The sequence below is a fragment of the Bifidobacterium sp. B4111 genome (genome assembly GCF_026537235.1).
GTDB lineage: Bacteria > Actinomycetota > Actinomycetes > Actinomycetales > Bifidobacteriaceae > Bombiscardovia.
Genome location: NZ_JAFNMO010000006.1, coordinates 25,268 through 51,527 on the forward strand (window position 1 = coordinate 25,268; position 26,260 = coordinate 51,527).

14 protein-coding genes and 1 riboswitch are annotated in these 26,260 nt (G+C 58.0%); of the genes, 11 read left to right on the plus strand and 3 right to left on the minus strand.

Annotated elements, in window-relative coordinates; all coding sequences use genetic code 11:
• Positions 1 to 16: 16 nt before the first annotated feature.
• Entirely contained in the window at positions 17 to 1,048 is a 1,032-nt protein-coding gene (locus J3T93_RS08915; RefSeq protein ID WP_267431384.1) for a LacI family DNA-binding transcriptional regulator, read from the minus strand.
• A gap of 302 nt (positions 1,049 to 1,350) precedes the next feature.
• Between J3T93_RS08915 and J3T93_RS08920 the strand changes: the two genes are divergently transcribed.
• The 10 genes from J3T93_RS08920 (at position 1,351) to J3T93_RS08965 (ending at position 21,054) form a co-directional block, all read left to right on the plus strand.
• On the plus strand, positions 1,351 to 2,688 hold the full coding sequence (locus J3T93_RS08920) for an ABC transporter substrate-binding protein (RefSeq protein ID WP_416378852.1): 1,338 nt from the start codon (positions 1,351 to 1,353) through the stop codon (positions 2,686 to 2,688).
• Between the two features lie 92 nt (positions 2,689 to 2,780).
• Positions 2,781 to 3,650, plus strand: coding sequence for a carbohydrate ABC transporter permease (locus J3T93_RS08925; protein WP_267431424.1), 870 nt, complete (start codon positions 2,781 to 2,783; stop codon positions 3,648 to 3,650).
• Positions 3,647 to 4,471 carry a carbohydrate ABC transporter permease gene (locus tag J3T93_RS08930; protein WP_267431386.1) on the plus strand — a complete coding sequence of 275 codons (825 nt, stop codon included), beginning with the start codon at positions 3,647 to 3,649 and terminating at the stop codon, positions 4,469 to 4,471. The genes J3T93_RS08925 and J3T93_RS08930 overlap by 4 nt, the downstream gene beginning before the upstream one ends.
• A 3-nt stretch (positions 4,472 to 4,474) precedes the next feature.
• Entirely contained in the window at positions 4,475 to 6,151 is a 1,677-nt protein-coding gene (locus J3T93_RS08935) for a glycoside hydrolase family 13 protein (protein ID WP_267431387.1), read from the plus strand.
• Positions 6,152 to 6,292: 141 nt separating this feature from the next.
• On the plus strand, positions 6,293 to 7,390 hold the full coding sequence (locus J3T93_RS08940) for an FAD:protein FMN transferase (protein ID WP_267431388.1): 1,098 nt from the start codon (positions 6,293 to 6,295) through the stop codon (positions 7,388 to 7,390).
• 564 nt (positions 7,391 to 7,954) lie between these two features.
• A complete protein-coding gene (locus J3T93_RS08945) occupies positions 7,955 to 9,229 on the plus strand; it encodes an MFS transporter (protein WP_267431425.1) in 1,275 nt (424 codons plus the stop codon).
• A 320-nt stretch (positions 9,230 to 9,549) separates the two neighbouring features.
• Entirely contained in the window at positions 9,550 to 10,599 is a 1,050-nt protein-coding gene (gene ilvC, locus J3T93_RS08950) for a ketol-acid reductoisomerase (protein WP_267431389.1), read from the plus strand.
• Between the two features lie 412 nt (positions 10,600 to 11,011).
• Positions 11,012 to 13,990: an Ig-like domain-containing protein gene (locus J3T93_RS08955; protein ID WP_267431390.1), complete on the plus strand. Its 2,979-nt coding sequence runs from the start codon at positions 11,012 to 11,014 to the stop codon at positions 13,988 to 13,990.
• A 147-nt stretch (positions 13,991 to 14,137) separates the two neighbouring features.
• On the plus strand, positions 14,138 to 17,311 hold the full coding sequence (locus J3T93_RS08960) for an immunoglobulin-like domain-containing protein (protein ID WP_267431391.1): 3,174 nt from the start codon (positions 14,138 to 14,140) through the stop codon (positions 17,309 to 17,311).
• A gap of 26 nt (positions 17,312 to 17,337) precedes the next feature.
• Entirely contained in the window at positions 17,338 to 21,054 is a 3,717-nt protein-coding gene (locus J3T93_RS08965; protein WP_267431392.1) for a family 43 glycosylhydrolase, read from the plus strand.
• 86 nt (positions 21,055 to 21,140) lie between these two features.
• On the opposite strand, the gene J3T93_RS08970 is transcribed toward J3T93_RS08965, so the two are convergent.
• Together J3T93_RS08970 and J3T93_RS08975 are read right to left on the minus strand one after the other, a co-directional pair.
• A complete protein-coding gene (locus J3T93_RS08970) occupies positions 21,141 to 22,646 on the minus strand; it encodes an amino acid permease (RefSeq protein WP_267431393.1) in 1,506 nt (501 codons plus the stop codon).
• Between the two features lie 204 nt (positions 22,647 to 22,850).
• Positions 22,851 to 24,326, minus strand: coding sequence for an amino acid permease (locus tag J3T93_RS08975; RefSeq protein ID WP_267431394.1), 1,476 nt, complete (start codon positions 24,324 to 24,326; stop codon positions 22,851 to 22,853).
• Between the two features lie 96 nt (positions 24,327 to 24,422).
• A riboswitch (Lysine riboswitch) is annotated at positions 24,423 to 24,601 on the minus strand.
• A gap of 314 nt (positions 24,602 to 24,915) precedes the next feature.
• Here J3T93_RS08975 and J3T93_RS08980 point away from each other — a divergent pair.
• Entirely contained in the window at positions 24,916 to 26,241 is a 1,326-nt protein-coding gene (locus J3T93_RS08980; RefSeq protein WP_267400852.1) for an ABC transporter substrate-binding protein, read from the plus strand.
• Positions 26,242 to 26,260 lie beyond the last annotated feature (19 nt).

Genomic DNA, 26,260 nt, shown 5'->3' on the forward strand with positions numbered 1-26,260 from the left:
CCTGATGTCCTGTCTGTCAGTGCACTTGATGTGCAGGTCCGATGGTTTCCCGTAAAATGAGCGAAGTCGGCGCAATCAATCTTGGTTGGTCCAGTTCCTCTCCGCGGGCCAGTTTCACAGCCATCTCACCAGCGGTCTTCCCGTACTCGTCAGGTCGGTGTCTGATTGTTGAGATGCCAAGTGAGGCTGCCATTTCGCGGTCGTCGAAGCCCACGACGGAGATGTCGTTTGGAACGCGCACGCCGTAGCGTCGTAATTCGTGCACCAGGCTGATGGCCACTTCATCGCTGATACAGCATACAGCAGTTGGTTGGGGGTCTAAGGCGAGTATGGCACTGACTGCGACGCTGCCTGCCTCCTGGCTGTGGGGAACCGGAATCTCATAATCCTCTCGATGGGTAATGCCGGCAGCCCGGAGTCCTTGGCGGTACCCCTCGATTCGCTGGTCGGCATCCCAGACGAAATCCTCGTTGATTGGGGTTGTCTGGATGAAGGCGATGCGTTTATGCCCCATGACAGAGAGGCGATAGACTAGGTCCCTCAGCGTGGATACCTCATCCACGCCAATAGATGCCATGCTATATCGGTCATTAAGGTGCATGGTATTGACACCCACTATGGGAACTCCTACATCACGCAAAGACCGACCCTCGTTCTCGGTAGGAGCAAATGACGAGATGATGACAGCATCCGTGTTGCGCTTGATGGGCATCGAGGAAAAGAAATCAGTACGTTGCTTTTGGTCTGCAACTCGGTAGAAGAGCAAATCATAACCGTCATTACTCAGGGCGGAGTAGACCCCCTCTGCCAATTCGGAGCTGTACCACCCCGACATCCTGTTGCCAACGATCAGAGCAATCCGCCCTGTTTTACCACTCCTGAGTCTTGAGGCCTCCTTGGATGCTGTGAAACCAAGCTGTTCACTGGCTTCGAAAATCTTGTCTCTGGTGTGATCCGAGACCCTATCCTTACCGTGAAGTGCACGAGAGACTGTCGATGGTGAGACGCCTGCCTTTTTGGCGACATCGTAAATGGTCGGTTCTCGCATGCATGTGCCTCTGTTGTAGTTACCTCGGAACACAACCGATTTTACAGCATGGTGTAAGGCGTCATCGCTGTCGGATTAATGAAGTGGGCAAGAGAGCATTCATCCCACTGCTAGCGTGCCTTAGATTTATGGAATCAAAACGATTTGACAAGAAGCAAATATGATTTATATACTATGTGCAACCGATATTATCCAATAGATGTATTTGAGAGGAACTTAGGATTAAAACTTTGTATTTAAGCTAATAATATCGGTTGCACCTGTTCATCGAAGAAGTGAACATTAGTACGACAGGAGAAAAGATGCAATTGCACTTTAGACATGGGGCAGCGGTGCTGCTGTCCGCCGGACTCGCTCTTTCGCTTGTGGCCTGTGGGCCCGGGGGATCGAACAAGCAGGCAGCTAGTAATGACCCTGAGTCTGTCAGCACAGATTTGGGTGATAAGACATACAGTCTGACTCTCTGGGATGGTGCAGGACTGAAGACCATAGACGATGCCTTGATTAAGGGATTTGTCAAGAAGCATCCAAAAATCACGATCAAGGCCCATTACGATCCCGACAATGTCACTTCCCAGAATGGTCCCCGACTTATCGCATCCAAGGATGCGCCTGATATAGCTAGAGTCACAGATGTCAACAGCGCAGTCCGTGGCAAACATGTCATCTCTCTTGAGCCTTATGTTCAAGCATACGGCTGGAAGGTTCCTCGGGCGCAGACCCAGTTGTATCGCGCTGATAGTGCAGGCAGGGTAGGCAAGGGCAACCTGTACGCACTGCCCAACTCCTATTCAGTGGCCGGCATGTATGTCAATACCAAATTGTTGAAGAAGTCGGGCATTGAAAAGGTGCCGGTAACCATGAGTGATTTTGAATCAGACATGGCTAAGGTCAAGGGTTCTGGGGAGATTCCCGTGATGATCAACGGGAAGGATGGGGGACTTTCCACTATTTTCCAGGCGATGATGGTCAATGATGACTCGTTGAAAACAGTTACCGATTGGATTCTGCAGAAGGATGGGGCCACCTTTGAGACCAAGGGGGCCAAGAAGGCCGCTGAACGAATCCAGGCTTGGAGCAAGAAAGAGTACTTCCCCTCGGATGTCAATGCCATCGATGGTTCATCCGCATTGAACAGGTTCGCGAGCGGCCAGGGCGTTTTTTTCCCCAGTGGGAATTGGAACCTGGATCAGATGAATGATTCCTTAGGTGGAGATGTCCGGTTCGTTCCGTTCCCTGCCAATTCGGCGGATCAGAAACCCAACATTGCGGCCAATGGAGGAAGTTTCTTCGGCATTCCGACGAATTCTACCAAGAAGGATGCGGCAGCTTGCTTCCTTGATTACACGCAGAGCGATGAGGCGCGTCAGATAGTGGCCGAGGTCAGTGGTTACTTCCCCAAGACCGTGAAGGGACAGTCCCTGCCCAAAGCCAGGAATGACCTGCAGAAGAGCATGTTTGATTCTTATCAGAACGTTTTCGAGTCTGGGAACTCCACGGATTTCATCAACAATGCCACGGCCGGTCTCCAAGCTAGCGCCCTCGTGCCCAACTTCCAGCTTTTGGTGGATGGCAGCATCTCGCCTGAGCAATTCACTCAAAACGTTCAAAATGAATACAAGCAAGAGGTCATGCAGTGAGTAAATTCGCCAAGATTAAGGCGGGCGCGAAGCGAAGTCACTCGGCTGTCGCACGCCCCGCCAGGGGAGGTGGGCATAGGCACCAGGCGGGCCTGACACTGGTCGGTTGGCTCTTCCTGTTGCCCGGCCTTGCTTTCTATCTGGTTTTCGTTTTCTGGCCCATTCTTCAAACGGCTTGGTACTCCTTCTATAGCTGGAATGGGGTTGATGCCAGCACATGGGTTGGGCTCGATAACTTCATTCGGGTTTTTAGCGACCCGGTACTGAGGGGGAGTATTGGGCACTCTTTCTATCTGATCATCTTTTTTGCTCTGATTCCTGTGGTACTCGGGATTATTCTGGCCTCACTGATACGCGATGTACAGAACAAGACAGCCAGTACGGTGGCGCAGGTCTGCATGTTCCTGCCCAGGGTTATTCCGGGTGCTGCGGCAGGTGTGGCTTGGTCTTGGATGCTTGCCCAGGATGGCATCGTCAATCAGATGCTTAAGGCTATAGGGCTTGGATCACACGCTACTGCATGGCTGGGAAACCAAAGTACGGCTCTCAATGCTGTCGGTGTTATCGGATTCTGGCTTCAATTGGGTTTTTGCATTGTCCTTCTCTCGGCCGGCATTGGCAGTATCAATAAATCTCTATATGAAGCGGCCAGCATTGATGGGGCCGGCTGGTGGAGTCAGCTTTGGCATATTACCCTGCCCGGTCTCCGCGGCCAGATCGCCATTTGCCTGACTATGACCATTGTTGCGGCTCTGGCAAGTTTTGATGTCGTTTTCATGGCGACCCAGGGAGGCCCCGGCTATTCGACGATGGTCCCAGGAGTTATGGTCTATCGACTGGCCTTCACCCAGAACAAGGTAGGGCTGGCTTCTGCTTTGGCCTTGGTGCTCATGGCCTTGGTCTTGCTTGTGGTCGGGCCCTTGCAGCGTCTGGTGCAAGGTGGACGGGAGGAAGAAGCATGAAGCAGTCCTTGACTGTTCGAGTCCTGGGGAATCTGACCTTGGCAGTAACGGTTATCTTCTGTATCCTTCCCTTCGTCAGTATGCTTTCGGCTGCCTTACAACCTCAAGGTTCCATGCCCTATGGGATTCAGTTCACAGCTCATCCTCACTGGGAGAATTTTGTAGCTGCGTGGAAAGTCGCCAATATCACCCCTCTGCTGGTTTCCAGTGTGATTCTGGTGGTGGCTGTGGTTCCGGTGACCCTCCTCTGCAGTGCCATGGGTGGGTATGCGTTGGGTTCTCTGCACGTAGCTGGTGGTTGGGTTGCCTATGCTCTTCTCTTTGTCGGTTTGACACTGCCATTCGAAGTTCTTGTGACGCCTCTATATTATGAAATTCAGTCGATGGGGTTGCTTAATACTCGGTTGGCCATGATCTTGCCGATGATCGGTCTTAATATGCCGTTCGGCATCATTTGGATGCGATCTTACTTCGCCCAGATGCCCCGCGACTTGATTGAAGCCGCCAGCCTCGATGGTGCCAGCCAGTTGCGTATATTCCGGAGTATCCAGTTGCCTTTAGTCATTCCTGCCATATCATCACTGGGAATACTGACTTTTCTGTCCACTTGGAATCAGTTCCTATTGGCTGTGGTGCTCATCGATGATCCGACCAAACGCACAATGGCTGGGGCCCTCCAAAGCTTTGTGGGACAGTACTCGACCGATATTGTCCTACTTAATGCGGGTTCTCTGCTCATCATGGCGCCAACCATGATTCTCTTCATATTCCTGCAGAAATATTTCATACGCGCAATGCTGGAAGGCTCAGTAAAGGAGTAATTAATGATCGACAATATGCTGGACCCTGACTGGTGGAGGAATGCCGTCGTCTATCAGATCTATCCCCGGTCCTTCCGAGATGCTAACGGCGACGGGATCGGTGACCTGCAAGGTGTGAGGTCTGGGTTGCCCTACCTTGTCAATTTAGGCATCGATGCCATATGGTTGACTCCTTTCTATCCTTCGCCGTTGGTCGATGGTGGCTATGATGTGACTGATTACCGAAATGTGGATTCGCGGCTAGGGACCATGGAAGATTTTGATGCCCTCGTACACGATGCGCATGACTTAGGAATCAAGGTGATTGTGGACATTGTCCCTAATCATTGCTCTGACCAGCATCCCTGGTTCAAGCAGGCCCTGAAAGAGGGCCCTGATTCACTGATGCGTCAGCGATTTGTTTTCCGAAAAGGTAAGGGGCCGGATGGTAGTCTGCCGCCGACTAACTGGCTTTCAGGGGTTGGCGGTAGTGCATGGGAACCATGCGGGGATGGATGGTACTACCTTCATATCTTCACCAAGGAGCAGCCTGATTTCAATTGGGAAAACGAAGAAGTCAGGAAGGACTTTTTGAAGACCCTAACTTTCTGGAGCGACCATGGGGTCGACGGATTCCGCATTGATGTGTCGCATGGTTTGGCCAAGGATTTGAGTGAGCCTTTGCGCGACAGGCCTGACCCTGCTAATCCGGAACCCATGTCGGATAAGGGCGATGACCCACTGTACGATCGTGACGAGGTTCATGACATCTACCGGGAATGGCGCAAGGTTTTCAACCGGTATGATCCACCACGTATGGCCATAGGTGAATCTTGGACTCCGATTACAGAGCGAGTATACGACTATGCCCGGCCTGACGAGCTTGGATCCGTATTTGATTTCTCGCTGTCAAAGTGCGATTGGGATAGACGGGAGTATCAGGAAGCGATTCAGCGAACATGGAACGGTTTCCGTCGTGTCGGCAGTACTCCGAGTTGGGTGCTGGGTAATCATGACGTGCCTCGTGTGGCGTCGCGTCTTGCTTTGCCAAAAGGGGCGGATGCGGTTGACTGGGTGGCTTCCAACGGTACCCGGCCAGTCATCGATCAGACCGTGGGTGAGGCCCGTGCGTGTGCAGCGGGAATGCTTCTCCTAGCACTGCCGGGAACTGCATACATATATCAAGGTGATGAATTGGGGTTGCCGGAGGATTTGGAAATCAAGGAAGAGGATATCCAGGATCCCAGCTGGGAACGTTCAGGTCATAAGGTCAAAGGACGTGATGGGTGCAGGGTTCCGCTTCCCTGGACGACTTCGAAGGAATATGCTTATGGATTCAGTGCCGCTGAGGGTGTCCGGCCCTGGTTGCCTCAGCCGGATTGGTTTGCGAACTATGCGGTTCAGGCTGAAGACGGGCGGCCGAAATCACCCCTGGAATTATATAAAAAGGCTCTCAAACTTCGGCGTCGGTGGGTGGTCGCAGAAGGGGGAACCACGATGAAAATCGTGGAGGGTGGTGATCCAGGAGTTCTGCATATCAGACTCTCAACGGGGTTGCATTGCCTGCTGAACTTTGGCCCAGGTGCCGTTGGGCTGGGTATCGATGGGAAGATTATTCTGCGTAGTAACGAAGCCTGCGAAGGTGCCCAAAAGGATACTTTGCCTGAAAATGCCTGTCTCTGGTTCGTGGAACATAACTGAATACAGTTCGCCCCCCCCCCCCCGTTTATTGAGTGCATACAATTTGATGGTATGAAGGCAGGATACGACACATTCCTCGGCTCTGCAGGCCGAGGGAAGCGTGCTGGGACGTGGCTGAGATCAGGATGCAACCCTGTTTCCATGCCCCACCTGACCGCCTTCCCGGAGGCGTTGGGGACCGGCATCATCATCAACACCGCCAAGCCTGTCGGATCAGGGCTCAGAGCCAGGATGGGCCACCTGATCGAGGCCTATGAATCGACCCTGTCCAGGTTCCGGGATGATTCGATTCCGGCAGCCATGGCCGAGTCTGATCGGGGCGGAAGCTTCGATTTCCCCGAATACTGCCAGGGTCTGTTCGACCTGTATGACTGCTTGTATGTCGCCACCGGGGGCGCCTTGGATCCTGCTGTGGGCGCCGACCTGGTCCGTCTGGGCTATGGCAGGGATATGACCTTCCGCATGAGTGCCGATGCAGTCGACCATCTCGGCAGGATTCGGGGCAGGGCCACCTGGGGCGATGAGGTTGAACGTGTGGGTACGACCCTGAGGACCACGGGGTCGGTCCAGCTGGACTTCGGGGCCCTGGGCAAAGGGTATCTGGTCGACCTCTTGGCCGGTATTCTGGAGCATGCCCAAGGCTCCTACCGGGTCGGGGACTATCTGATTGACGCCGGCGGCGACATGAGGATCCATGCTCCCAAGGCCGTTTCCATCGCCATGGAGGACCCGGATGATCTGACCAAGGCGGTTGGGTTGGTTTCCATGGTATCGGGGTCCCTCTGTGCCTCGGCCCCCAGCAGACGGCGGTGGACCGCTCCTCGCAAGGACGGGGCGGCGGGCGGTTTGATGGTCCTTCACCACATTGTCAACGCTATTGATGGCTGGCCGGTCCGTCGGGTCGAGGCCACCTGGGTGGTGGTTGGCCGGGACGGGAACGATGGCGAACAGGGCGCGGGGGCATCGATATGTAATCAGGGGCAATGCTCGCCGGAGCGCTCGGGACGGGATTGGACCCCGGATCGTGTTCCGAGGAAGGGCAAGAATCCGGGCAAGGGCAAGGATGGTCGTTTGGCGGATTTGTACCCGACCGCCCTGGCAGACGGCTTATCGACGGCCCTCTTCCTGGTTGATGCCAATGACCTGGCCGAGCACTTTTCCTTCGCCTGTGCGACGATTGACGACAATCGTCGGGCCGTGGTCTCCAGGGGCTTTCCGGGAACTATCTTCACGGGCTGAGATCGTGGACCGTGCTTTAGAACCGGTTCCCTGTCTTGATCGGCAAGGCATGATCCGCGGCAAGACTGATTCTCGGACATCGGAAACTTGGCCCGGCTTGAATTGTCGGCCCATCAATGGACCAGTTCGTCCATATATTGGATGCATAGTCCGGTCGGGTGATTACCCGGGCCTAAGGTCAGAACCAATCCGGATGCAGGACGCATTCGAAGGGAAGACTGCGAGAGGAGGTTCGCCGCGATGACAAGGAAATTGAGCACAGGTCGATTCGGTACTGTGTCCGCACGAATTATTAGCCCGTCTTCGTTGGCGGACTGATTCGGCAATCCTCATATTGTTCGACCCCGCCAGAAGGCAGGGTTGAACGAGCATCGCTTCATTTCACCAGACCCTGCCAACGGCGGGGTCTTCCGCAATGGTTCGGTTCCGTGGCTTCAGGCCAGGAGCCGACCGGGAGAAGGAGATGAAGTGATGACGGCAAGTGATACCGACGCCGGCTCTTTGGCCGGTGACGAAACCAAACAAGCCGGTCGGCCGCGCCAGGTCACCCGTAGCTCGGTCCGCATGGTCATAGGGGCATCCATGGTGGGTACCGCCATTGAGTTCTACGACTTCTATGCCTACGGGACCGCCTCGGCCAACTACTTCCCCAAGCTCTTCTTCCCCAAGACGGACCCGACCGTGGCCCTCCTGGCCTCACTGCTCACCTTCGCCATCGCATTCATCGCCAGACCCCTGGGGTCCCTGATCTTCGGCCATTTCGGCGACAGGCGGGGCCGCAAGACCACCCTGGTGGTCTCCCTCCTGACCATGGGCTGTTCAACCGTCCTGATTGGCGTCCTGCCCACCTACGCCACCTGGGGCCTCTGGGCCGTCGTGGTCCTCTGCCTTTGCCGGTTCGTCCAGGGTATCGGCCTGGGCGGTGAATGGTCGGGTGCGGCCCTGGTGGCCACCGAGAACGCCCCCGAGGGCAAGCGCGCCCTCTACGGGTCTTTCCCGGAGCTGGGTGCCCCGATCGGCTTCTTCCTGGCCAACGGGACCTACTTCCTCCTGGAGATGTTCTGCACGTCTGAGCAGATGCTGACCTGGGGATGGCGCGTACCCTTCCTTCTCTCCGCAATCCTGGTCCTGGTAGGCCTGGCCGTCCGCGTCTCCATGCAGGAGACCCCGATCTTCCAGATGGCCCTGGACCAGAAGAAGGTCGTCAAGACCCCCCTGGTCGAGGTGTTCCGCAAGAGCTGGCGCCAAGTGCTCCAGGCCACCTTCCTGGTCGCCGTCACCTACACCCTCTTCTACACCCTGGCCACCTGGTCCCTGGCCTACGGCACCAAGCCCAGGTCTCAGGGCGGTGGCGGCCTGGGCTTCAGCAACCAGGAATACCTCCTCATGCTGATGGTCTCCATCGTCGTCTTCGCCCTCTTCATCGTGCTCTCCTGCGTCTACGCCGACCGGATCGGCAGGCGTCGGGTCCTGGTGGGCAGCTCGGTCATGCTGGTGGTCTTCAGCCTGGCCTTCCCCTACCTGCTCATGGATCACCACAACACCTTCCAGGTCATGGTCTTCCTCTGCGTCGGCTTCGCCCTCATGGGCATGGCTTTCGGCCCGATCGGCGCCTTCCTCCCCGAACTTTTCGACGCCAACGTCAGGTACTCGGGCTCCGGCATCGGCTACAACCTGGCGGCCATAGTCGGTGCGGCCTTCGTGCCCACCGTCGCCACCTGGCTTTCTTCCCACTGGGGTGTGCGCTCGGTCGGCTTGTACCTGGCCGTCATGGCGGTCTGCTGTCTGGTGGCGGTCCTGACCTGCCACGAGACCAGGGATGTGGACTTCACCAAGTGACCGCAGCCCAAGACCTGTCACGGTAGTGATTTCGGATGTACCCGGCTGAGGATGGAGGTGGTTCCCGGCCTGTATGCAGGGTTGGCAACCTGTCGGTGTCCAAACAATGAGTCGCGGAATGCTCGCCTGGCCACGCCACGAGTATGGTTGGAGACAAAGAAGCAGTATCCGTCAATCGACCTGGGCAAAGGACAAAATCCGGAGCCGGAGTTGATGAGCAACGTCCGCTGAACAAGAGCTGATCAAATAGTAAGTAATGCGTCACGATCCCTGGCCGCACTTTATGGACCGGCAGGACCGTTTAAAAAGGAGTAAAGATAATGGCAGCACAGATCTGGTATGAGAAGGATGGGGATCTCTCGGTTCTGCAGGGCAAGAAGGTGGCCATCATCGGCTACGGTTCCCAAGGACATGCTCATGCGCTGAACCTGCGCGATTCCGGTGTTGACGTAGTGGTCGGTCTGCGCGCCGGCTCCAAGTCGGTCGAGTTCGCCAAGGAGCAGGGTCTGGAGGTCAAGACCGTGGCGGAGGCCACCAAGGAAGCCGACATCGTCATGATCCTGGCCCCCGATCAGTACCAGCGCACCATCTGGCGTGATGACATCGAGCCCAACATCAAGGAGGGCGCCGCTGTCGGCTTCGCCCACGGGTTCAACATCCATTACGGATACATCAAGCCCAGCGCCGATCATCCCGTCTTCATGGTGGCCCCCAAGGGTCCGGGCCATATCGTCCGCCGTGAGTATGTCGCTGGTCGTGGCGTGCCGGTGGTCGTGGCCGTGGAACAGGATCCGCGCGGCGACGCCTGGGACATCACCCTGGCCTACGCCAAGGCTCTGGGCGCCCTGCGCGCCGGCGCCATCAAGACCACCTTCAAGGAAGAGACCGAGACCGACCTCTTCGGTGAGCAGGATGTGCTCATGGGTGGTGTCAACCACCTGGTCGAGGCTGGCTTCGAGGTGCTGACCGAGGCTGGCTACCAGCCCGAGATCGCCTACTTCGAGGTCTGCCACGAGCTCAAGATGCTGGTCGACCTGATGAACGAGGGTGGCCTGAACAAGGCCCGCTGGTCCTGCTCCGACACCGCCCAGTACGGCGATTTCACCTCCACCGTGGTGGATGAGTCCACCAAGGACAGGATGCGTCACCAGCTGCAGCGCATTCAGGACGGCTCCTTCGCCAAGGAGTTCATTGACGACCAGGATGCCGGCGCCCCCAAGTTCAAGGAGCTCCAGGAGAAGTTCTCCCACGAGAAGATCGAGGAGGTCGGCCCCAAGCTGCGCGCCATGTTCTCCTGGAACAAGGACGTCAAGGATGCCGATGAGGCCCAGTCCTTCACCGGCAAGATCGCCCGCTCCCAGGTGCAGTGACCTCTAGGTTCTGAGCATCAGCTGCCATTTTCCTGGCATCGCCGCAGACCAGCATTCGATATGAATCCGGTCTGCGGCGTTTTTTTTTTATTTGAGGCATCGGGGTTCAGCGTCGAGCCCCAGTTGCATGGTTCCTCGATCCGTACGGTAGGGGAATGCCTGCTGTTCGTATTCGCTAATACTGAGAATCTATTGTTATTGAATCGTTATTCTTTTCAGGGACAGTGGCTAATCGCAGATGCCAGAATGGATTTTGGCATAGGTGCTGACGTGATGATCAATCATGAGTCATGACCCATCTATGAATACTTGTCGTGTCGGCTCAAGGGTAGTCATCGAAGCCAAGCCAGTAGTCGGCATGACACTGCAGGCGGGATTGTGGTATCCCGATGAGCCAAAGGTGGTGGAGTGCATGAAAAAAATGAAAACATTGGTGTCGGTCATGGTGACCCTGCCGATGTTGCTGTCCTTCGCGGGAGGTACGGCATACGCCCTTGAGCGTCCTGAGGCACAAGGGCAGGAAACCAGATCACTGACCCCGGTTGCCTCCTATGACTTTAGCCAGGGAAACTTATCGGATTCAGTCAATGGCTATGCCATGACTCTTCACGGCGGGGCATCCATTGGGGCCTTCGGAGACCGAAACGGAAACGAGGCCCTGAATCTGCAGAACGGTCAGTCGGATGCTTCAAAAAACGTTCAATATGCTCAGCTGCCTTCGGAGATCTTCGGATCAATAGGCAACGAGGCGACCATCGACTTCGCTGCCAAGTCGAGGCATGCCGACGATGGCAATTACTTCTCGCTGGCTATCGGCAAAGATGCTTCGCATTACCTTTTCTTCTATCTGAGCAAGACCAGCGCCAAATTGGCTGTTGCGGACAATGGCTGGCACAATGAGCCCTCTTTCAAGGAGCAGCTCGACAACAATGACGGAATCTGGCACGACTTCCGAATCATCATCAAGGATGATTCCATGGCCCTGCTCAGGGACAACAAGTTGGTGGGAATCAAGGCCAAGACCGGTATCAAGCTCTCCGATCTGGGGGGCTCCACCACCTACATCGGCAGATCCTTCTATCAGGGGGATGCGTACTGGAATGGCGCTATTGATGACCTGAAGATCTACAAGGGGGCCGATCTGGTCATGCCGACTGGGATAACCGTGACCGGAACCGGCCTGGTGAACGGATCCCTGGCCTTGACGGAGAACGATGAGCGGCAGCTGACCGCAACAATCACGCCTGAGAATGCCATCAGCCAGGAGGTGAGCTGGGCCTCGTCCAATCCCTCTGTAGCCACGGTCGATGCCAAGGGCAAGGTCAAGGCTGTGAAGGCTGGAACCAGCACCATTACCGCCACCAGCCGGGCTGGCAGACTGGTCAGTTCAGTCGACGTAACCGTCAAACCCTTGGATCCGGAAACGGCCGCCCAAGATGATGTGGATGCTCTGATCACTGGGATTCCGTCTCAGGCGACAGGGAACCTGCCTTTGCTGGCCAAGGGACCCAGACATGATGTTGATGTCACCTGGACCTCTTCCGATCCCGGTCGCATCAGTCCGACAGACGGCAATTACCGGGCACCAGCCAATGGTGCAGCCGACCCTTATCGGGGCGCCGGAATCGTCACCCGACCCTCTTATGGGCAGGGCGATTCCAAGAAGGTCAGTCTGACGGCCACCGCCAAGGCGGGCAATGGGCGCACGGTATCGCGCAGTGTCGATGTTGTGGTCAAGGAGAAGCCACGGTCTGCGCCGAATGTCGGGTACGCCGCGGTCACTTTTCTCTCTGACGCGGACAAGACAGGAGGAAAGATCGGCGAGGCTCTGTATGAATCGGCGACTTCTACCAAGCGCAATGACTTCTTCTCATTCAGCCCCATTAACAACGGTGACCCCGTCATCACTTCCAAGACGGACACCACCGGCCTGCGCGATCCATATGTGCTGCGCTCGCATGATGGCGACGAATACTATATGATCGCCACCGATCTGAAGGTCTCGCGCCAGGGCTGGGGTCAGAACCAGCAATATGGTTCGCTGAAGATCGAAGCCTGGAAATCCAAGGACATGGTCAATTGGACGCGGACCAACGCCGAGGACGGTTCGGATGCAGGCATCGTCGTCAACTCCCCCAACCAGGGGATGACCTGGGCTCCTGAGGCATTCTGGGATGACGCGCTGAACGCCTATGTGGTCTTCTTCTCCTCAAGGGCCTATACCGACGGCTCACGCTCGACGGCCGTCACCGGGAAGAAGGGTTCCCCGTACAACATCGTGCGCTATGCCATCACCAGGGACTTCAAGACCTTCACCCCCGCCAAGGACTGGCAGGACACCGGATACTCGCGCATTGACTCCACGGTTTTCAAAATCGGCAGCTACTACTACCGGATGACCAAAAACGAGGAGAACGGTGCCGCAGGATCCTACGTGGTGGATGGCAAGTCCACCTTCCTGGAACGGTCGAAGTGCCTGACCTGCACCACGTCCAGTTCGGATCCCGATGCTGATGAGACCAGCACCTGGCGGTTGCTCGACCAGCGGCTGCTTCCCTTTGAGGGGCCGGAATCCATAGCTCTGAACAAGGATGACGTCAACCAGAACGAAGCCGGTGACGCCATGGTCATCATGGCTGATTCGGGGGGTTATCAACCCTTCATGACCAGCAAGACGGATCTGAGCAAAACAGACTGGTCCCACAGGCTTTCGCAGACGCCGGGATGGTTTACTCAGAAGAAGCCCGGCAAGGGCGTCACCGGGTATGTCACGGATGGTGGCATGCCCACCCCAAAGAGGCATGGGGCTTTCGTGGCCGTGCCTCGGAATGTTCTGGAAGCCATGCATAGGTACACCACAGCCAATCCCTCACATCTGGAACCGGTCGCCTCTACGACCCAGGCTGATTATGCCCCGGACAGCCGCAAGCTGAGCGTGACCGTCAAGGCCGAAGACCAGGGTGATGTGGCTGGCACCGTGAGCATCACGCAAAGCCCGGCATCAAGGCTGAGTCAGTCCTGGACGGCCGATGTGAAACTGGGGGCCGATGGGAAGGCGGCGCTGACTGTGCCGGATGAGGTTTCCGGAGATATCAGAGTCGATTATCAGGGGTACACCGACAAGCTGGTCAAGCCATCCTCGACCAAGGTGACCGGGCTTGTCGCCAAGGCTGCAGACATTGGCGTGCCTGGCACGTCGGATACCCACCCCTCCCAGACATCTCCCATTGAACAAGTCAAGGCAGGAGGTGCTGGGTCGGTTTCACAGGATCAGGGGCTTTCTCAAACAGGTGCATCCGTTGGCGTCATTGCCTTGGCTGCGCTCGCATGCGCAGTCCTGGCAATCTGCTGGTTGCGATCGGCCGGGTATAGGTCGGCATCCAGGCGATGACTGTTCTGACCGGCTGTTCCTATGGGTTTTCGAGGAATGGCCGGCATTGGCAGTCCAAGACAAAAGGCTCCTGGAATCAGCTGTTCTTGGGAGCATTCAAGAGCCACCGCAATGATGTGATGGCATTACACAGGAAGAGGCCCGTTAATGAACGGACATGGAAAGAGGGCCCTGGGGCTGCTCCTAGGGTGTGTAACACTGGCATCGGGGTTGTTGCTGCCCCTTGTCGCATCGGGTGAGGAGGCAGAGAAACCGCTGATCCATTATTCCTTCGACGTTGCCCCCAGCGGCCGGACCATAGCCAACGGGGGCTCTGACGGTCACAGTGACGCCACTCTGGAAGGCGATGCTTCCGTCAAGGATGGTCGCCTCGTGCTGACCGGCACCCAGGACGTAGTCATTCCCACCGGTGCCTTGAAGGATAAGCAGGACCTTACTGTTTCGATCTGGCTGAAGAATAATTCCGGATCTATGAACACTTCAGCGGCCTACATAGGGAACGCAGATACCACCAAAGGGTATTTCCTGCTCAACCCGTCCAACCCTACGGGGCGGGTCAAGGCGGTAATGACCACGGCGACCGCCAATCAGCCCAACCAGTCCCCATGGGGCACCGAAGTGGGTCCGGGATCCACCGGGGCTCCCTCATCCGGCTCCAAATCCACTGGTGACATGGCCCTGTACACCACAGTCATCAGCGGCTCCACAGGAACGATGAGCTCCTATCTCAATGGCGCTCCGCTGGGTTCTTCCACCTACTCCATACCTCAAGGCGGTCTCGGCAATTACGGGGATCTGGTCGCCTACCTGGGCAAATCCTCCTATCCCGATCCCAAGAGCAAGATCGAGGTCGATGATTACGCCATCTACGATCAGGCCATGGATTCCGCTGCGGTCAAGGGGCTCTATACCAGCCAGGCCTTGGAGAAGATCATGCCGACGGTAGCGGTCCCTGCTCAGGCGAGTGAGAACTTCACCCTTCCCACGGATCTCTCGGGCGTGCATCTGGACTGGGCATCCGATTCACCGGCCCTGGCAGTAGCTGGTGACGGGTCAGTCACCGTGAACAGGCCTGCTTCCGGGCAGCCGGACGCGCAGGTGACTCTGACGGCCACTTTCAGCCTGAACGGGGTCACTCGCACCAAGGCCTATCAGGTTTTAGTTCCCCATCTTCCGAGTGATCAGGAGCAGGCGCAGGCTGATCTGGATGCCGTGGGCATTGAGAATGCCGACGATGTGCGAACCAATGTCTCCATACCTACGCTCGGTGAGCACGGCTCCACCTTCACCTGGTCCGTCAAGGATCCGGGAACGGCCGGCGCGGTCATTGTCGATGGCGTCAACGGCTCTTCCAAGACGGTAAAGGTCAACCGTCCCGCCGCTGGCAAGCCGGCTGCAACCGTGGTCCTGAGCTTGGAGGTCAGGCATGGCGACAGCAGGCTGGTCAAGGAGTTCACCCTTAAGGTGCAGCCCATGCCTGCCGACAACTCCAAGGATCAGGCCTATGTCTGGGCATTCTTCACCGGCGAGGGCGTCGGCGGCGAGAAGATCAGTCTGGCTGCATCCAAGGGCAACAATGCCTTGGACTGGAACACGCTGAACAACGGTTCGCCATTCTTCACCTCAAGCAAGGGCGAGCAGGGACTTCGCGATCCCTTCATCATGAGGTCCAAGGAAGGTGACAAGTTCTACATGCTGGCCACCGATCTGAAGATATCCGGACGTCCCAATGCGCCCGGAGGCCTGAGCGGTTTCATGGGTGCCCAGGCCAACGGATCCAAATACATCGAGATCTGGGAGTCGGATGATCTGACCCACTGGTCCCAGGAGCGGCATGTCAAGGTGAGCACCGACTATGCCGGGAACACCTGGGCGCCTGAGGCCTATTACGATGCCGAGATCGGCAAGTACGTGGTCTATTGGGCCTCCAACCTGTATCCGGGCACCGATCCGGCTGAAAGGACCGCGCTGACCTACAACCGGATGATGTATGTCACCACTGACGATTTCATCAACTTCTCCAAGCCCCAGGTCTGGATCGATGTAGACCGCAGGGGTCAGCCCGGCTCGGGATCCATCGATGCCACCGTGCAGAAGAAGGATGGCACCTACTATCGCGTCTACAAGGACGAGAAGACCATGACCCTGCGTCAGGAGAAGTCCAAGGACCTTCTGGCCAAGGTTGCCGGATCCTATCCGACTGCCGCATCCGGTGATGCCAACGACTGGTCTCTGGTCGGGGAGCGCATCGGCGGCGGGCAGGCCAACGGCTACGGCGGTACTTTCAGCGCCGGCGAAGGCCCATCGCTTTTCCGGGCGAACGATGGGGATGTCAACGGATATCAGTACTACCTCTTTGCCGATCAGCCCAATTACCACGGTGGCCCCAACCACTATGTGCCGATGGCCACGAACAATATATCCAAGGCCGACCAGTGGAAGGTGATCGGCGACAAGATGCCCGAGGCCAACTTCCCGACCAATACGGACGGCGGCAAACCACGGCACGGCACTGTCCTGCCAGTGACCAGGGCTCAGTATCAGAAGGTCCTGGAGGCCTATGCGCCCCATGTGGCGGTCGCCTCGGTTCCGGCCATGTCTGTAGAGACGAAGGTCGGTCAGGATCCCACGCCGAATCTTCCTGCCCAGGTGGAGCTGACCAAGGCTGACGGAAGCAAGGAGCAGGTGAAGGTGGCTTGGGATGCCGTGGATCCGTCCTCCTACAACCACCCCGGAACCTTCCGAGTGAGCGGAATCGCTGCGGATGCTTCTCGGATGCCCGTGGAGGTCACGGTCAAGGTCCTCTCCAATGACGCCAGCCTCAAGTCTCTGACCGTGGCCGGCCAACCAGTGGACCTGGCGCAGGCCTTGGCGGGTACTGCTACGCTGGCGTTCGCCGACCTGCATGGACTGACTGAGACTGACATCGCCGCTCTCGCCACGGATGATCAGGCTACTGTCGCCTTGACCTTGGACTCTTCTGGATCAGCTGAAAGGATGCTGACGATCACGGTCACAGCAGCCGATAAGGCCACCACAAGGACCTACAAGGTCAAACTGACCCAGATTCGCAGCGCCCAGCCTGCACCCGACAAAGACAACACTCAGAAGCCGGGGCATTCATCATCCGGCAATCCATCCGGTACTGCGAACCCGCAGGCACAGGCTCGCCCCTCCCTCTCCGCCACAGGTGTGGACCTGTCAAAGGTTCCAAGTCTCCTGCTGGCAGCAAGCCTGGGGCTGGTTCTCATTGCCGTCTGTAGGTTCTTCGTCCGTCGACAGGGGCCGGCAACAGCCATGGACGGAGATGAGCAGAAGTGAAACGATGTGGAAGAATGATCGCCTGGATGATGGCGATTCCGACCGCCTTGGCCGGATTGGCTTTCATCCCTGCAGCAGCAAGTGCTGTTGAAACCCTGCCCACCGAGGATTTGCTGGCTGAGTACTCCTTTGCCAGCAAGCCATCGGACGGGCACACGGTCGCCAATACCGCCTCTGGCAGCGCCTTTGGTGAGGCCCAGGTGCAGAATCCGGGAGACGATCTGTGGAAGGATCAATCGCTGGTTCTTTCCGGTGGAGATTGGAGCGGAGGGGGCAGCTGGGTTCGGCTGCCTGCGGATCTGCTTTCCGGCAAGTCCTCCGCTACCGTCCAGATGGAGGTCAAGGCGGATCCCGACATGCTGAAGAGCTTCCACTTCATGTGGAACATCGGCAACGCCTCCAACCAGGAATACCTGTTCAGCTCCCTCAATTGCGCCTTCGGACGCCAGCCCCTGGTAGGCATCAAGGCGAAGGGGACCGAGCATCTGGTCCAGTCGGGTTCTTGTGCAGTCCGGGCCGACCAGTGGATGTCGGTGACGGCCACCTTGGACGGGTCGGACGGTATGGCCAAGCTCTATGTCGATGGCGAGGAGGTCGCCTCTGGCAAGGTTCCCGTCACGACTGCCGACATTGGCGACCAGAGCCTCAACACCATCGGCCACTCGCCTTGGAAGGATGTGAATTTCAAGGGCCAGGTGGCCAACTTCCGCGTCTACGGCAGGGCTCTGGACGCTGGAAAGGTCAAGAGCATCAGCACTGTCGACGCCAACATCCACAGGAGCGAACTGGTGGACGGACGCATCGATGCCCTGGGCTTCCATGACCAGAGCGTGGACGGCGACTACCTGGCACTTCCCACAGCAGGAGGCACGGTAACCTGGTCCTCATCGGATCCTTCGGTCATCACTGATACAGGTATGGTCAACCAGCCGCCCTCCGGCGCTCAGGATCAAACGGTAACCATGACGGCTACCACCACAGTGCGTGGATTGACCGGCAGCAAGAGCTACCGCATCACCGTAAAACCGAGTACGAAGACCAAGGCCGAGAGGTTGCAGGAGGCGGCTGACGGTTACGTCATCCCGCCCCTGATCGCCTCGGGGACCAAGCTTCCTGTGGCTCCGGATCATACGACTCTGCAGCTGAAGGCCGCGTCCGGCATCTCCATCCAAGACGGGGGACTGGTCTCCATAGCTGGCGACAAACCTGTCTCTGGACGGATCACTGCCACAATCACAGCTGCGGGAGTTGCTGAACCTATTGTCAAAGACTTCGAGGTGAAAGTCCTTCCCAAGTCGAAGGCCAGCACCCTCCTTGCCTACGACCGTAATGCGACCTCGGCGGATACTGCCAACAACGGCGATATCGCGCACAGCATGCATCTGGCCCTCAAGGACGAAGCTTCGGGGCGGTACCAGCCCTACAACGGCAACTATGGCATCTTCTTCCCACTGGGTTACGCCTCGCAGCCCGTCAACCAGAACACCAGGGACTACGCGCGCAGCCTCAAGGATCCCTCGATTTTCATGATGGGGGATGGGTCTTACGGTATCCTCTCCGTGCGCACCAACCGGGGGACGGATGTGCCGGACAGTCCCGGTCATCTGCTTTTTGCCCGGTCTGCTGACCTGCTTGCCTATGAGGAGTCCCCGAATTCCGCAGGCCTGATTGACCTGGGCGAAACCAACGGGGTCAACAGCCCCTACGGGGTCTACGATACGGCGTCCAAGACCACCATGATCGGGTGGTATGACGACAACGGAGTGCCCAAGTACACCAGTTTCGCTGAGCTCAAGGACAAGGATTCCGCGCATGGGCCTGTTCATGTTGGGCGGTTCGCCACAGTCGGCGGCAGTCAACCGGCGTCAAAGGTTCATGGTATTGATGACTATCGCCACGGTTCGTCCATCGTCATTGATCAGGACCGTGTCAAGGCCCTGCAAACCCGATTCGGTCGTCTGGCCAACACCGGCGTGAACGATTTCAAGGACATCACCGTGACCAAGGGGAGTTCAGCAAACGGATTGAAGCTGCCGAAAACCGCTCGACTGACCTATTCCGATGGTTCCACAGGTTCACTGCCCATCAAAGACTGGGATACCTCGCATCTTGACTTGAACAAAGTCGGGGAATATGAGGTCACCGGCACCATTGGCCAGACCTCCTACAGAGTTCCTTTCGCTGAGGAGCGCGCTGACCCCTCCATCTATAAGTGGCAGTGGAAGCGGCAGGTGGACGGTCATGAACGGGTGGATACCAAGTACCTCATGATCGCCACCAACGACATTGAAGGAGACTGCACCTGGCAGCATGGCAGTCCCCATATGCCCCTGCGGATGGCCGATGCCATCGCCGATCTGGCTGACACCCTTGGCCAGGATTCCGGGTTGATTGATGCCAACGGGTACAACGCCAAGGAACACATCATCCTTAAGGCGGGGGATCCTGATGCAGAGGGGCAGCCGATCATGCACAGCTTCTGGGCGCCCGAGATTCACGAGATCAACGGCAGGTTGACAGTCCTGTTCATGGCGGGATACGGAAACCAGTGGACCAATGGCAAGGCCGTCTATATGCAGCTCAAGCAGGATGCCGGAGGTCATGACCTCGACCCGACCGTTGCTTCCAACTGGGAGCGGCCGCAAGCCGTGACTCGTTCCGACGGGCGTCCCCTGGCCCTTGCCGCTGATGGAAGTGTCGGCATGTCCTTGGATATGAGCTACTTCCAGGATCAGAAGGGACAATCCTATTATGTCTGGCAGCAGTTGGGCGCCACCTATTTGGCCAGGATGAATCCTGCCGACCCTGCTCACGTCACCGCCGACCCGGTGAGGATTGTCGCCCCAGATTACGCCTGGAACGCCACAATCGCCGAGGGGCCTAATGTAACCCTGCACCAGGGCAAGCTCTATCTGATGTACTCCGGTTCCTCGGTCGGCAAGACCTACACCACGGGCATGGCCGTGGCCGACGGATCAGGCAATACCGATCTGACCAATCCAGCCAGTTGGAGCAACCTTAACTATCCCATCCAGAATTCAGGCATTTTCAACGGAAAATGGCAGCTGGGCACGGGCCATGGCATGTGGAGCGAGGACGAGGACGGCAATCAGATCTACGTCTTCCACGCATACGCCAACAAGACGGATGGCTACCGCAACTATTCCGGGCGGGATACTTTCGTGCGCCGAGTACATTGGGCAGCGGATGGTCTGCCTGTGCTGGACATGGATGCGGATGAAGAACTCGCCCACCCTGATGTGAAAGTCCGGGTCAAGGTGGTTGATTCCATAGCCAAGGTCGACAAATCCGGTCTTTCTGCTGCCTTGAAGAAGGCCGATGGTTTGGATCAAGGCAAATATGAGTCCGGTTCCTGGATGGCTTTCACTGCGGCTCGAATGCGGGCACAGGCTGTCTATGACGATCCCGATGCCGACCAGGCTGCTGTTAATGAGGCGCTGAAGGGTCTTCAGGAGGCTGTCAAGGCCCTGGTTCCCCTCAGCAGACCGGGCGGAAACGGGACGCAGGACGGCAGTATAGGACAAGGTACCAGTCTGATCTCTGCCGGCGCCAGCGGGCATGGTCGTCACGACCCTGTCCGTGATGCATCGGTCGGGGGCGGTGGTTTGTCCTCCACCGGGGCGGATGTCGCTGCAGTAAGTTTGGCGGCTTTGCTCATGGTCTCGCTGGCCTTGATGGTGGCCATTCCGGTCAGAAGGTCGATGTCATCGTCGTTGACCTAGGCTTGAGCTTGGCCCGATGGTACCCCGCAGATGGAACAGATCATCTGCGGGGCACTTTTACAAGGTGTCCGCCGTGTCCTGCTGCTTCAGCGGGCGGATTCGGCGCCGGACACGTCCATGTCCTTGAGGCGCACGATCTTGGTGTGGTTGACGAACTTGAAGCCCAGGTAGAGGACCAGGACCAGTACCACGCTGAAGTAGGTCATGGCCATGTGCGACCAGTTCAGGTTGAGCAGGGAGGGGATGTCCTGTCCGGCGATGACGATGACGCAGAGCACCATGGCCAGGACCGGGCCGAACGGGTAAAGCTTGGAGTGGTACTTGAGCTCGCTCAGGTCGTGCCCCTGGAGCTTGAAGGCTCTCCGGAAGCGGAAGTGGCTCAGGGCAATGCCGATCCAGGCGATGAATCCGGTCAGTCCGGTGGCGGTCACCAGCCACATGTAGAAGGACTGGCCGAAGATGCTGGAGGCGAAGGTGGCCAGAGACATGCATACCGTGGCCACCAGAGCTGCCAGGGGGATGCCCCTCTTGGTGGTCTTGGCGAAGATGGCCGGAGCATAGTGATCCTTGGCCAGTCCGTAGAGCATGCGGCTGGAGGCGTAGGCCCCGGTGTTGACGGCCGAGAGGATGGATGTCAGCACCACAGCATTCATGACGCTGGCTGCCGAGGCCAGGCCGGCCCGCTGGAAGACCAGGGTGAATGGCGACATGGCGATGTTCCCGTCGGAGGCTCCCAGGAGGTTGGGGCTGGTGTAGGGGATCAGGGCGGCGATGACGAAGATGGACAGCACATAGAAGAGCAGGATCCGCCAGAAGACGTCGTTGATGGCCTTGGGGACCGCCTTGCCGGGGTTTTCGGATTCACCGGCAGTCACGCCCACTACCTCGGTGCCCTGGAAGGAATAGCCGGCGATCAGGAAGACGCTCATGATGGCCGGGAATCCTCCCACGAAGGGGGCGTCCTTGTAGGTGAAGTTCTTCAGGCCGACCGCCGGCTGGAACATGATGCCGCAGATCATGGCCATGCCGATGACCAGGAAGACGATGATGGTGGCCACCTTGATCAGTGAGAGCCAGAATTCGGTTTCCCCGAATGCGGAGACTGTCAGGGCGTTGATCAGGAAGACGATGACCAGGACCAGCAGACTCCAGACCCATCCTGGGGTGTTGGGCAGCCAGTACTGGATCAGCAGGGCCGCGGTGGAGATGTCCACGGCACCCGAGATGGTCCAGTTCAGCCAGTAGTCCCAGCCCATGGCGAATCCCAGGGCCGGATCCACATAGCGGGCGCTGTAGGCGGCGAAGGATCCCGACACTGGAAGGTGGGTGGCCAGCTCGCCCAGGCTGGTCATCAGGAAGTAGACCATGACGCCCATGGCTATGTAGGCCAGAAGTCCGCCGCCGGGGCCGGCTGTAGAGATGGTGGAGCCGGAGGTCATGAACAGGCCGGTGCCGATGCAGCCGCCCAGGGCGATCATGGAGATGTGGCGGGTCTTGAGGTTGCGCTTGACGCTGCCGTAGCCATGATGCTCTTGCCCGGCCCGGTCGGATTGATTGGTGTTCGACGCTGCATTGCTGGTGTTCTGCGTCATGATCCTCCTCCTTTTGGCTGGGCGACGCACCGGGGAGTCCGGGGTCGTACTGAAATTGCGATTCCTGATATGCCGGCTGGATGCCGGAATGGATTCATATGGCCGGGTCCTTGAGCCGGTCCTCGAACGCTTAGGGAGTCTATGCCATTGGTATGGCCTTTCGGCTCCCGTGGTCACAATGTGTCATGGTAGTTGACAGATCTGTCATAGCGATTCCGGATCCCCGCTCAAATCCATCTCCTTCAGGGGCACGATCCGGGTATGGTGCCGGATCTTGTAACCCAAGTAGAGGGCAAGCACCAGGGGCACGCTGATGTAGGTGATGCCGATCTCCTGCCAGTTCCAGTTGACGAAGGCCTCGATGTTCTGCCCGCCGATGACGATGATGCACAGGATCAGGGCCAGGATGGGCCCCAGGGGGAAGAGCTTGGCATGGTAGCGCAACTCCTCAACCCGGTGGCCTTGGACCACCCAGGCGCGACGGAAGCGGTAATGGCTCAGGGCGATGCCGACCCAGACGATGAATCCGGTCAGCCCCGAGGCGGCCACCAGCCACATGTACATCCGCTGGCCGAAGATGCTGGCGGCAAAGGTGGCCAGGGAGACCACGAGAGTGGCGATCAGCGAGGCCATGGGTATGCCGTGACGGGTGGTGTGCCCGAAGAAGGCGGGGGCGTAATGGTCCTTGGCAAGGGCGTAGAGCATCCGGGTGGAGGCGTAGACACCCGAGTTGGCGGACGAGAGGACCGAGGTCAGGATGATGGCGTTCATGACGCTGGCTGCCGAGGCCAGGCCCGCCCGCTGGAAGACCATGGTGAAGGGTGACATGGCGATGTCCCCCTCGGCGGAGCTCAGCAGATTGGGGCTGGTGTAGGGGATCAGGGCGGCGATGACGAAGATGGACAGCACGTAGAAGAGCAGGATCCGCCAGAAGACGTCGTTGATGGCCTTGGGAACCGCCTTGCCAGGGTTTTCGGACTCGCCGGCCGTGACCCCGATCAGCTCAGTGCCCTGGAAGGAGAAGCCTGCAATCAGAAAGACGTTGAGGATGGCGGGGAATCCTCCCACGAAGGGGGCGTCCTTGTAGGTGAAATTGCCCAGGCCCACGGCTGGGCGGAACATGATGCCGCAGATCATGGCCAGACCGATGACCAGGAAGACGATCACCGTTACCACCTTGATCAGAGCCAGCCAGAACTCGGCCTCGCCGAAGGCCGACACGGTCAGGGCGTTGATCAGGAAGATGACTACTAGGACCAGCAGGCTCCAGACCCATCCTGGGGTGTTGGGCAGCCAGTACTGGATCAGCAGGGCGGCGGTGGAGATGTCCACAGCCACGGTGATGGCCCAGTTCAGCCAGTAGTTCCAGCCCATGGCGAATCCCAGGGCCGGATCCACATAGCGGGCGTTGTATGCGGCAAAGGAGCCGGAGGTGGGCAGGTGGGTGGCCAGCTCGCCCAGGCTGGTCATCAGGAAATAGACCATGAGGCCCATGGCCGCGTAGGCCACCAGCGCGCCTCCTGGTCCGGCCTTGGCGATGGTGGAGCCGGAGGTCATGAACAGGCCGGTGCCGATGCAGCCGCCCAGGGCGATCATGGTGACGTGTCGGGTTTTAAGGTTGCGTTGAACCCGGTCGGTGGAAGCGGAGGGGCTGTCCTTTCCGCCCTGCCTGGTCGCCATAACTGCTCTTTTCCTTGGACTGACCTGAGAGCCCTATGACGACGGTTCCGGCCAGTTCCGCTCAGGCGGAATCCAGGCGGGTTGCCTGTCTGTGACACTGCACATAGCGCTCCGCAACATGGGGTTGCGACAGTCCCGGACCTGTTCGACCCGGGCCCAACGGGTCGGATGGGCGGATCCGAACCGTTTCGGCCGGACCTCCTTTCGCCGGGAATGCGCGACACCGCACTGTCTGATCCCGGTTACTGATAGGTTCGGCGACCTCTTCAGTGGCTTTGCAATTACGGGTAAGCATAGAGGGATTCTCAGACAAGGTAGGAGCGCTTGCCTTATAGGGCATAGGGCGAAGTCGTCGAAAGCGCTGCTACCGCAAAGCGCTACACCAGCCTAGAGTTCGTTTGATCAAACAGGTTGATATCAATTGTGAATGAAGATAATCAAATGAAAATCCCGTGGTTTAGCACCGCTTTGCTAAATCTACATTTCCTGTAATTGAATTAATAAACTGTCCTCGCAAATAAGTACTGCTATACTGAATGTGCACTTCGAGGTTAAGACAATGTTGTTTTTTATGAAGGGGTGAATCAAGATGAGAACCAGCAGCAAACGCATAATGGCGGCCATGGCTGCAGTGGCGGCCTTAAGCATGGCATTGGCCGGGTGCGGTTCCTCCGGCGGATCCGGTGCCAGCAAGGGCGGTGACACCAAGTCGGGTGGCAAGGTCGAACTGACATACCTGCACCGTCTTCCCGACAAGCAGGGCATGACCATGGTCAAGGACACCGTGGCCAGGTGGAACAAGGATCACCCGAACATCCAGGTCAAGGCCACCAAGTTCAACGGCAGCCCCGGCGACCTGATCAAGAAGCTGGAGACCGACGTCAAGGCCGGTAATGCTCCCGATCTGGCCCAGGTAGGTTACGCTGAGCTGCCCGAGGTCTATACCAAGGGCATCGTCGAGGATGTCACTGCAGAGGCAGGCAAGTACTCCAAAGACTTCGCAGAGGGTCCCAGCAAGCTCATGAGCGTGGACGGCAAGGTCTTCGGTCTGCCCCAGGATACCGGCCCCATGGTCTACTACTACAACAAGACGGAATTCGACAAGCTGGGCATTAAGGTTCCCACCACGGCCGAGGAATTCATCGAATCGGCCAAGAAGGCAGCGGCTCAGGGCAAGTACATCATGACCTACCAGCCCGATGGTGCAGGCATGGCCTTCTCCGCCCTTTCCGGTGCGTCATCTCCCTGGTACAAAATCAAGGACGGCAAGTGGGTCGTCAACGTTGATACGCCCGGCTCCAAGGCCACAGCCGACTTCTACCAGCAGCTGCTCGATGCCAAGGCGATGAACCTGACCCCCAGCACCGACCCCTCCTTCGCTGGCGCCTTCCATGACGGCTCCATTATCGGTTCCATCGACGCCGCCTGGAATGCCCCGATCATGATGGACTGGATCGGTGATGCCGGCAAGGGCCAGTGGAGGGTCACCCAGATCGGTGACTGGTTCAAGAACGGCGAGAAGACCGGACCCAACGGCGGTTCGGGCGTTGCAGCCATCAAGGGCACCAAGCACAAGGCAGAGGCCATGGAGTTCCTGGATTGGTTCAACACCCAGGTGCCTGATCTGACCTCTCAGGGTCTGATTGTCGCGGCCTCCACCGAGAAAGCCAAGACCCCCCAGTCCTGGACCGAGTTCTTCGGCGGGCAGGACGTGATGGCGGAGTTTGCCAAGGCCAACGCCAACATGGGCTCCTTCAACTACATGCCCGGATTCTCCGCGGTGAGCAGCGCCGTCGGCGAGGCTGCCGACAAGGCCGGCAAGGGTCAAGCTAAGGTCTCCGATGCCTTCGATGCAGCACAGAAGACATCCCTTGCCACACTGAAGGATTATGGCCTTCCGATCGCCAAGGATTGATCGGTAACCGCTCTTCGGC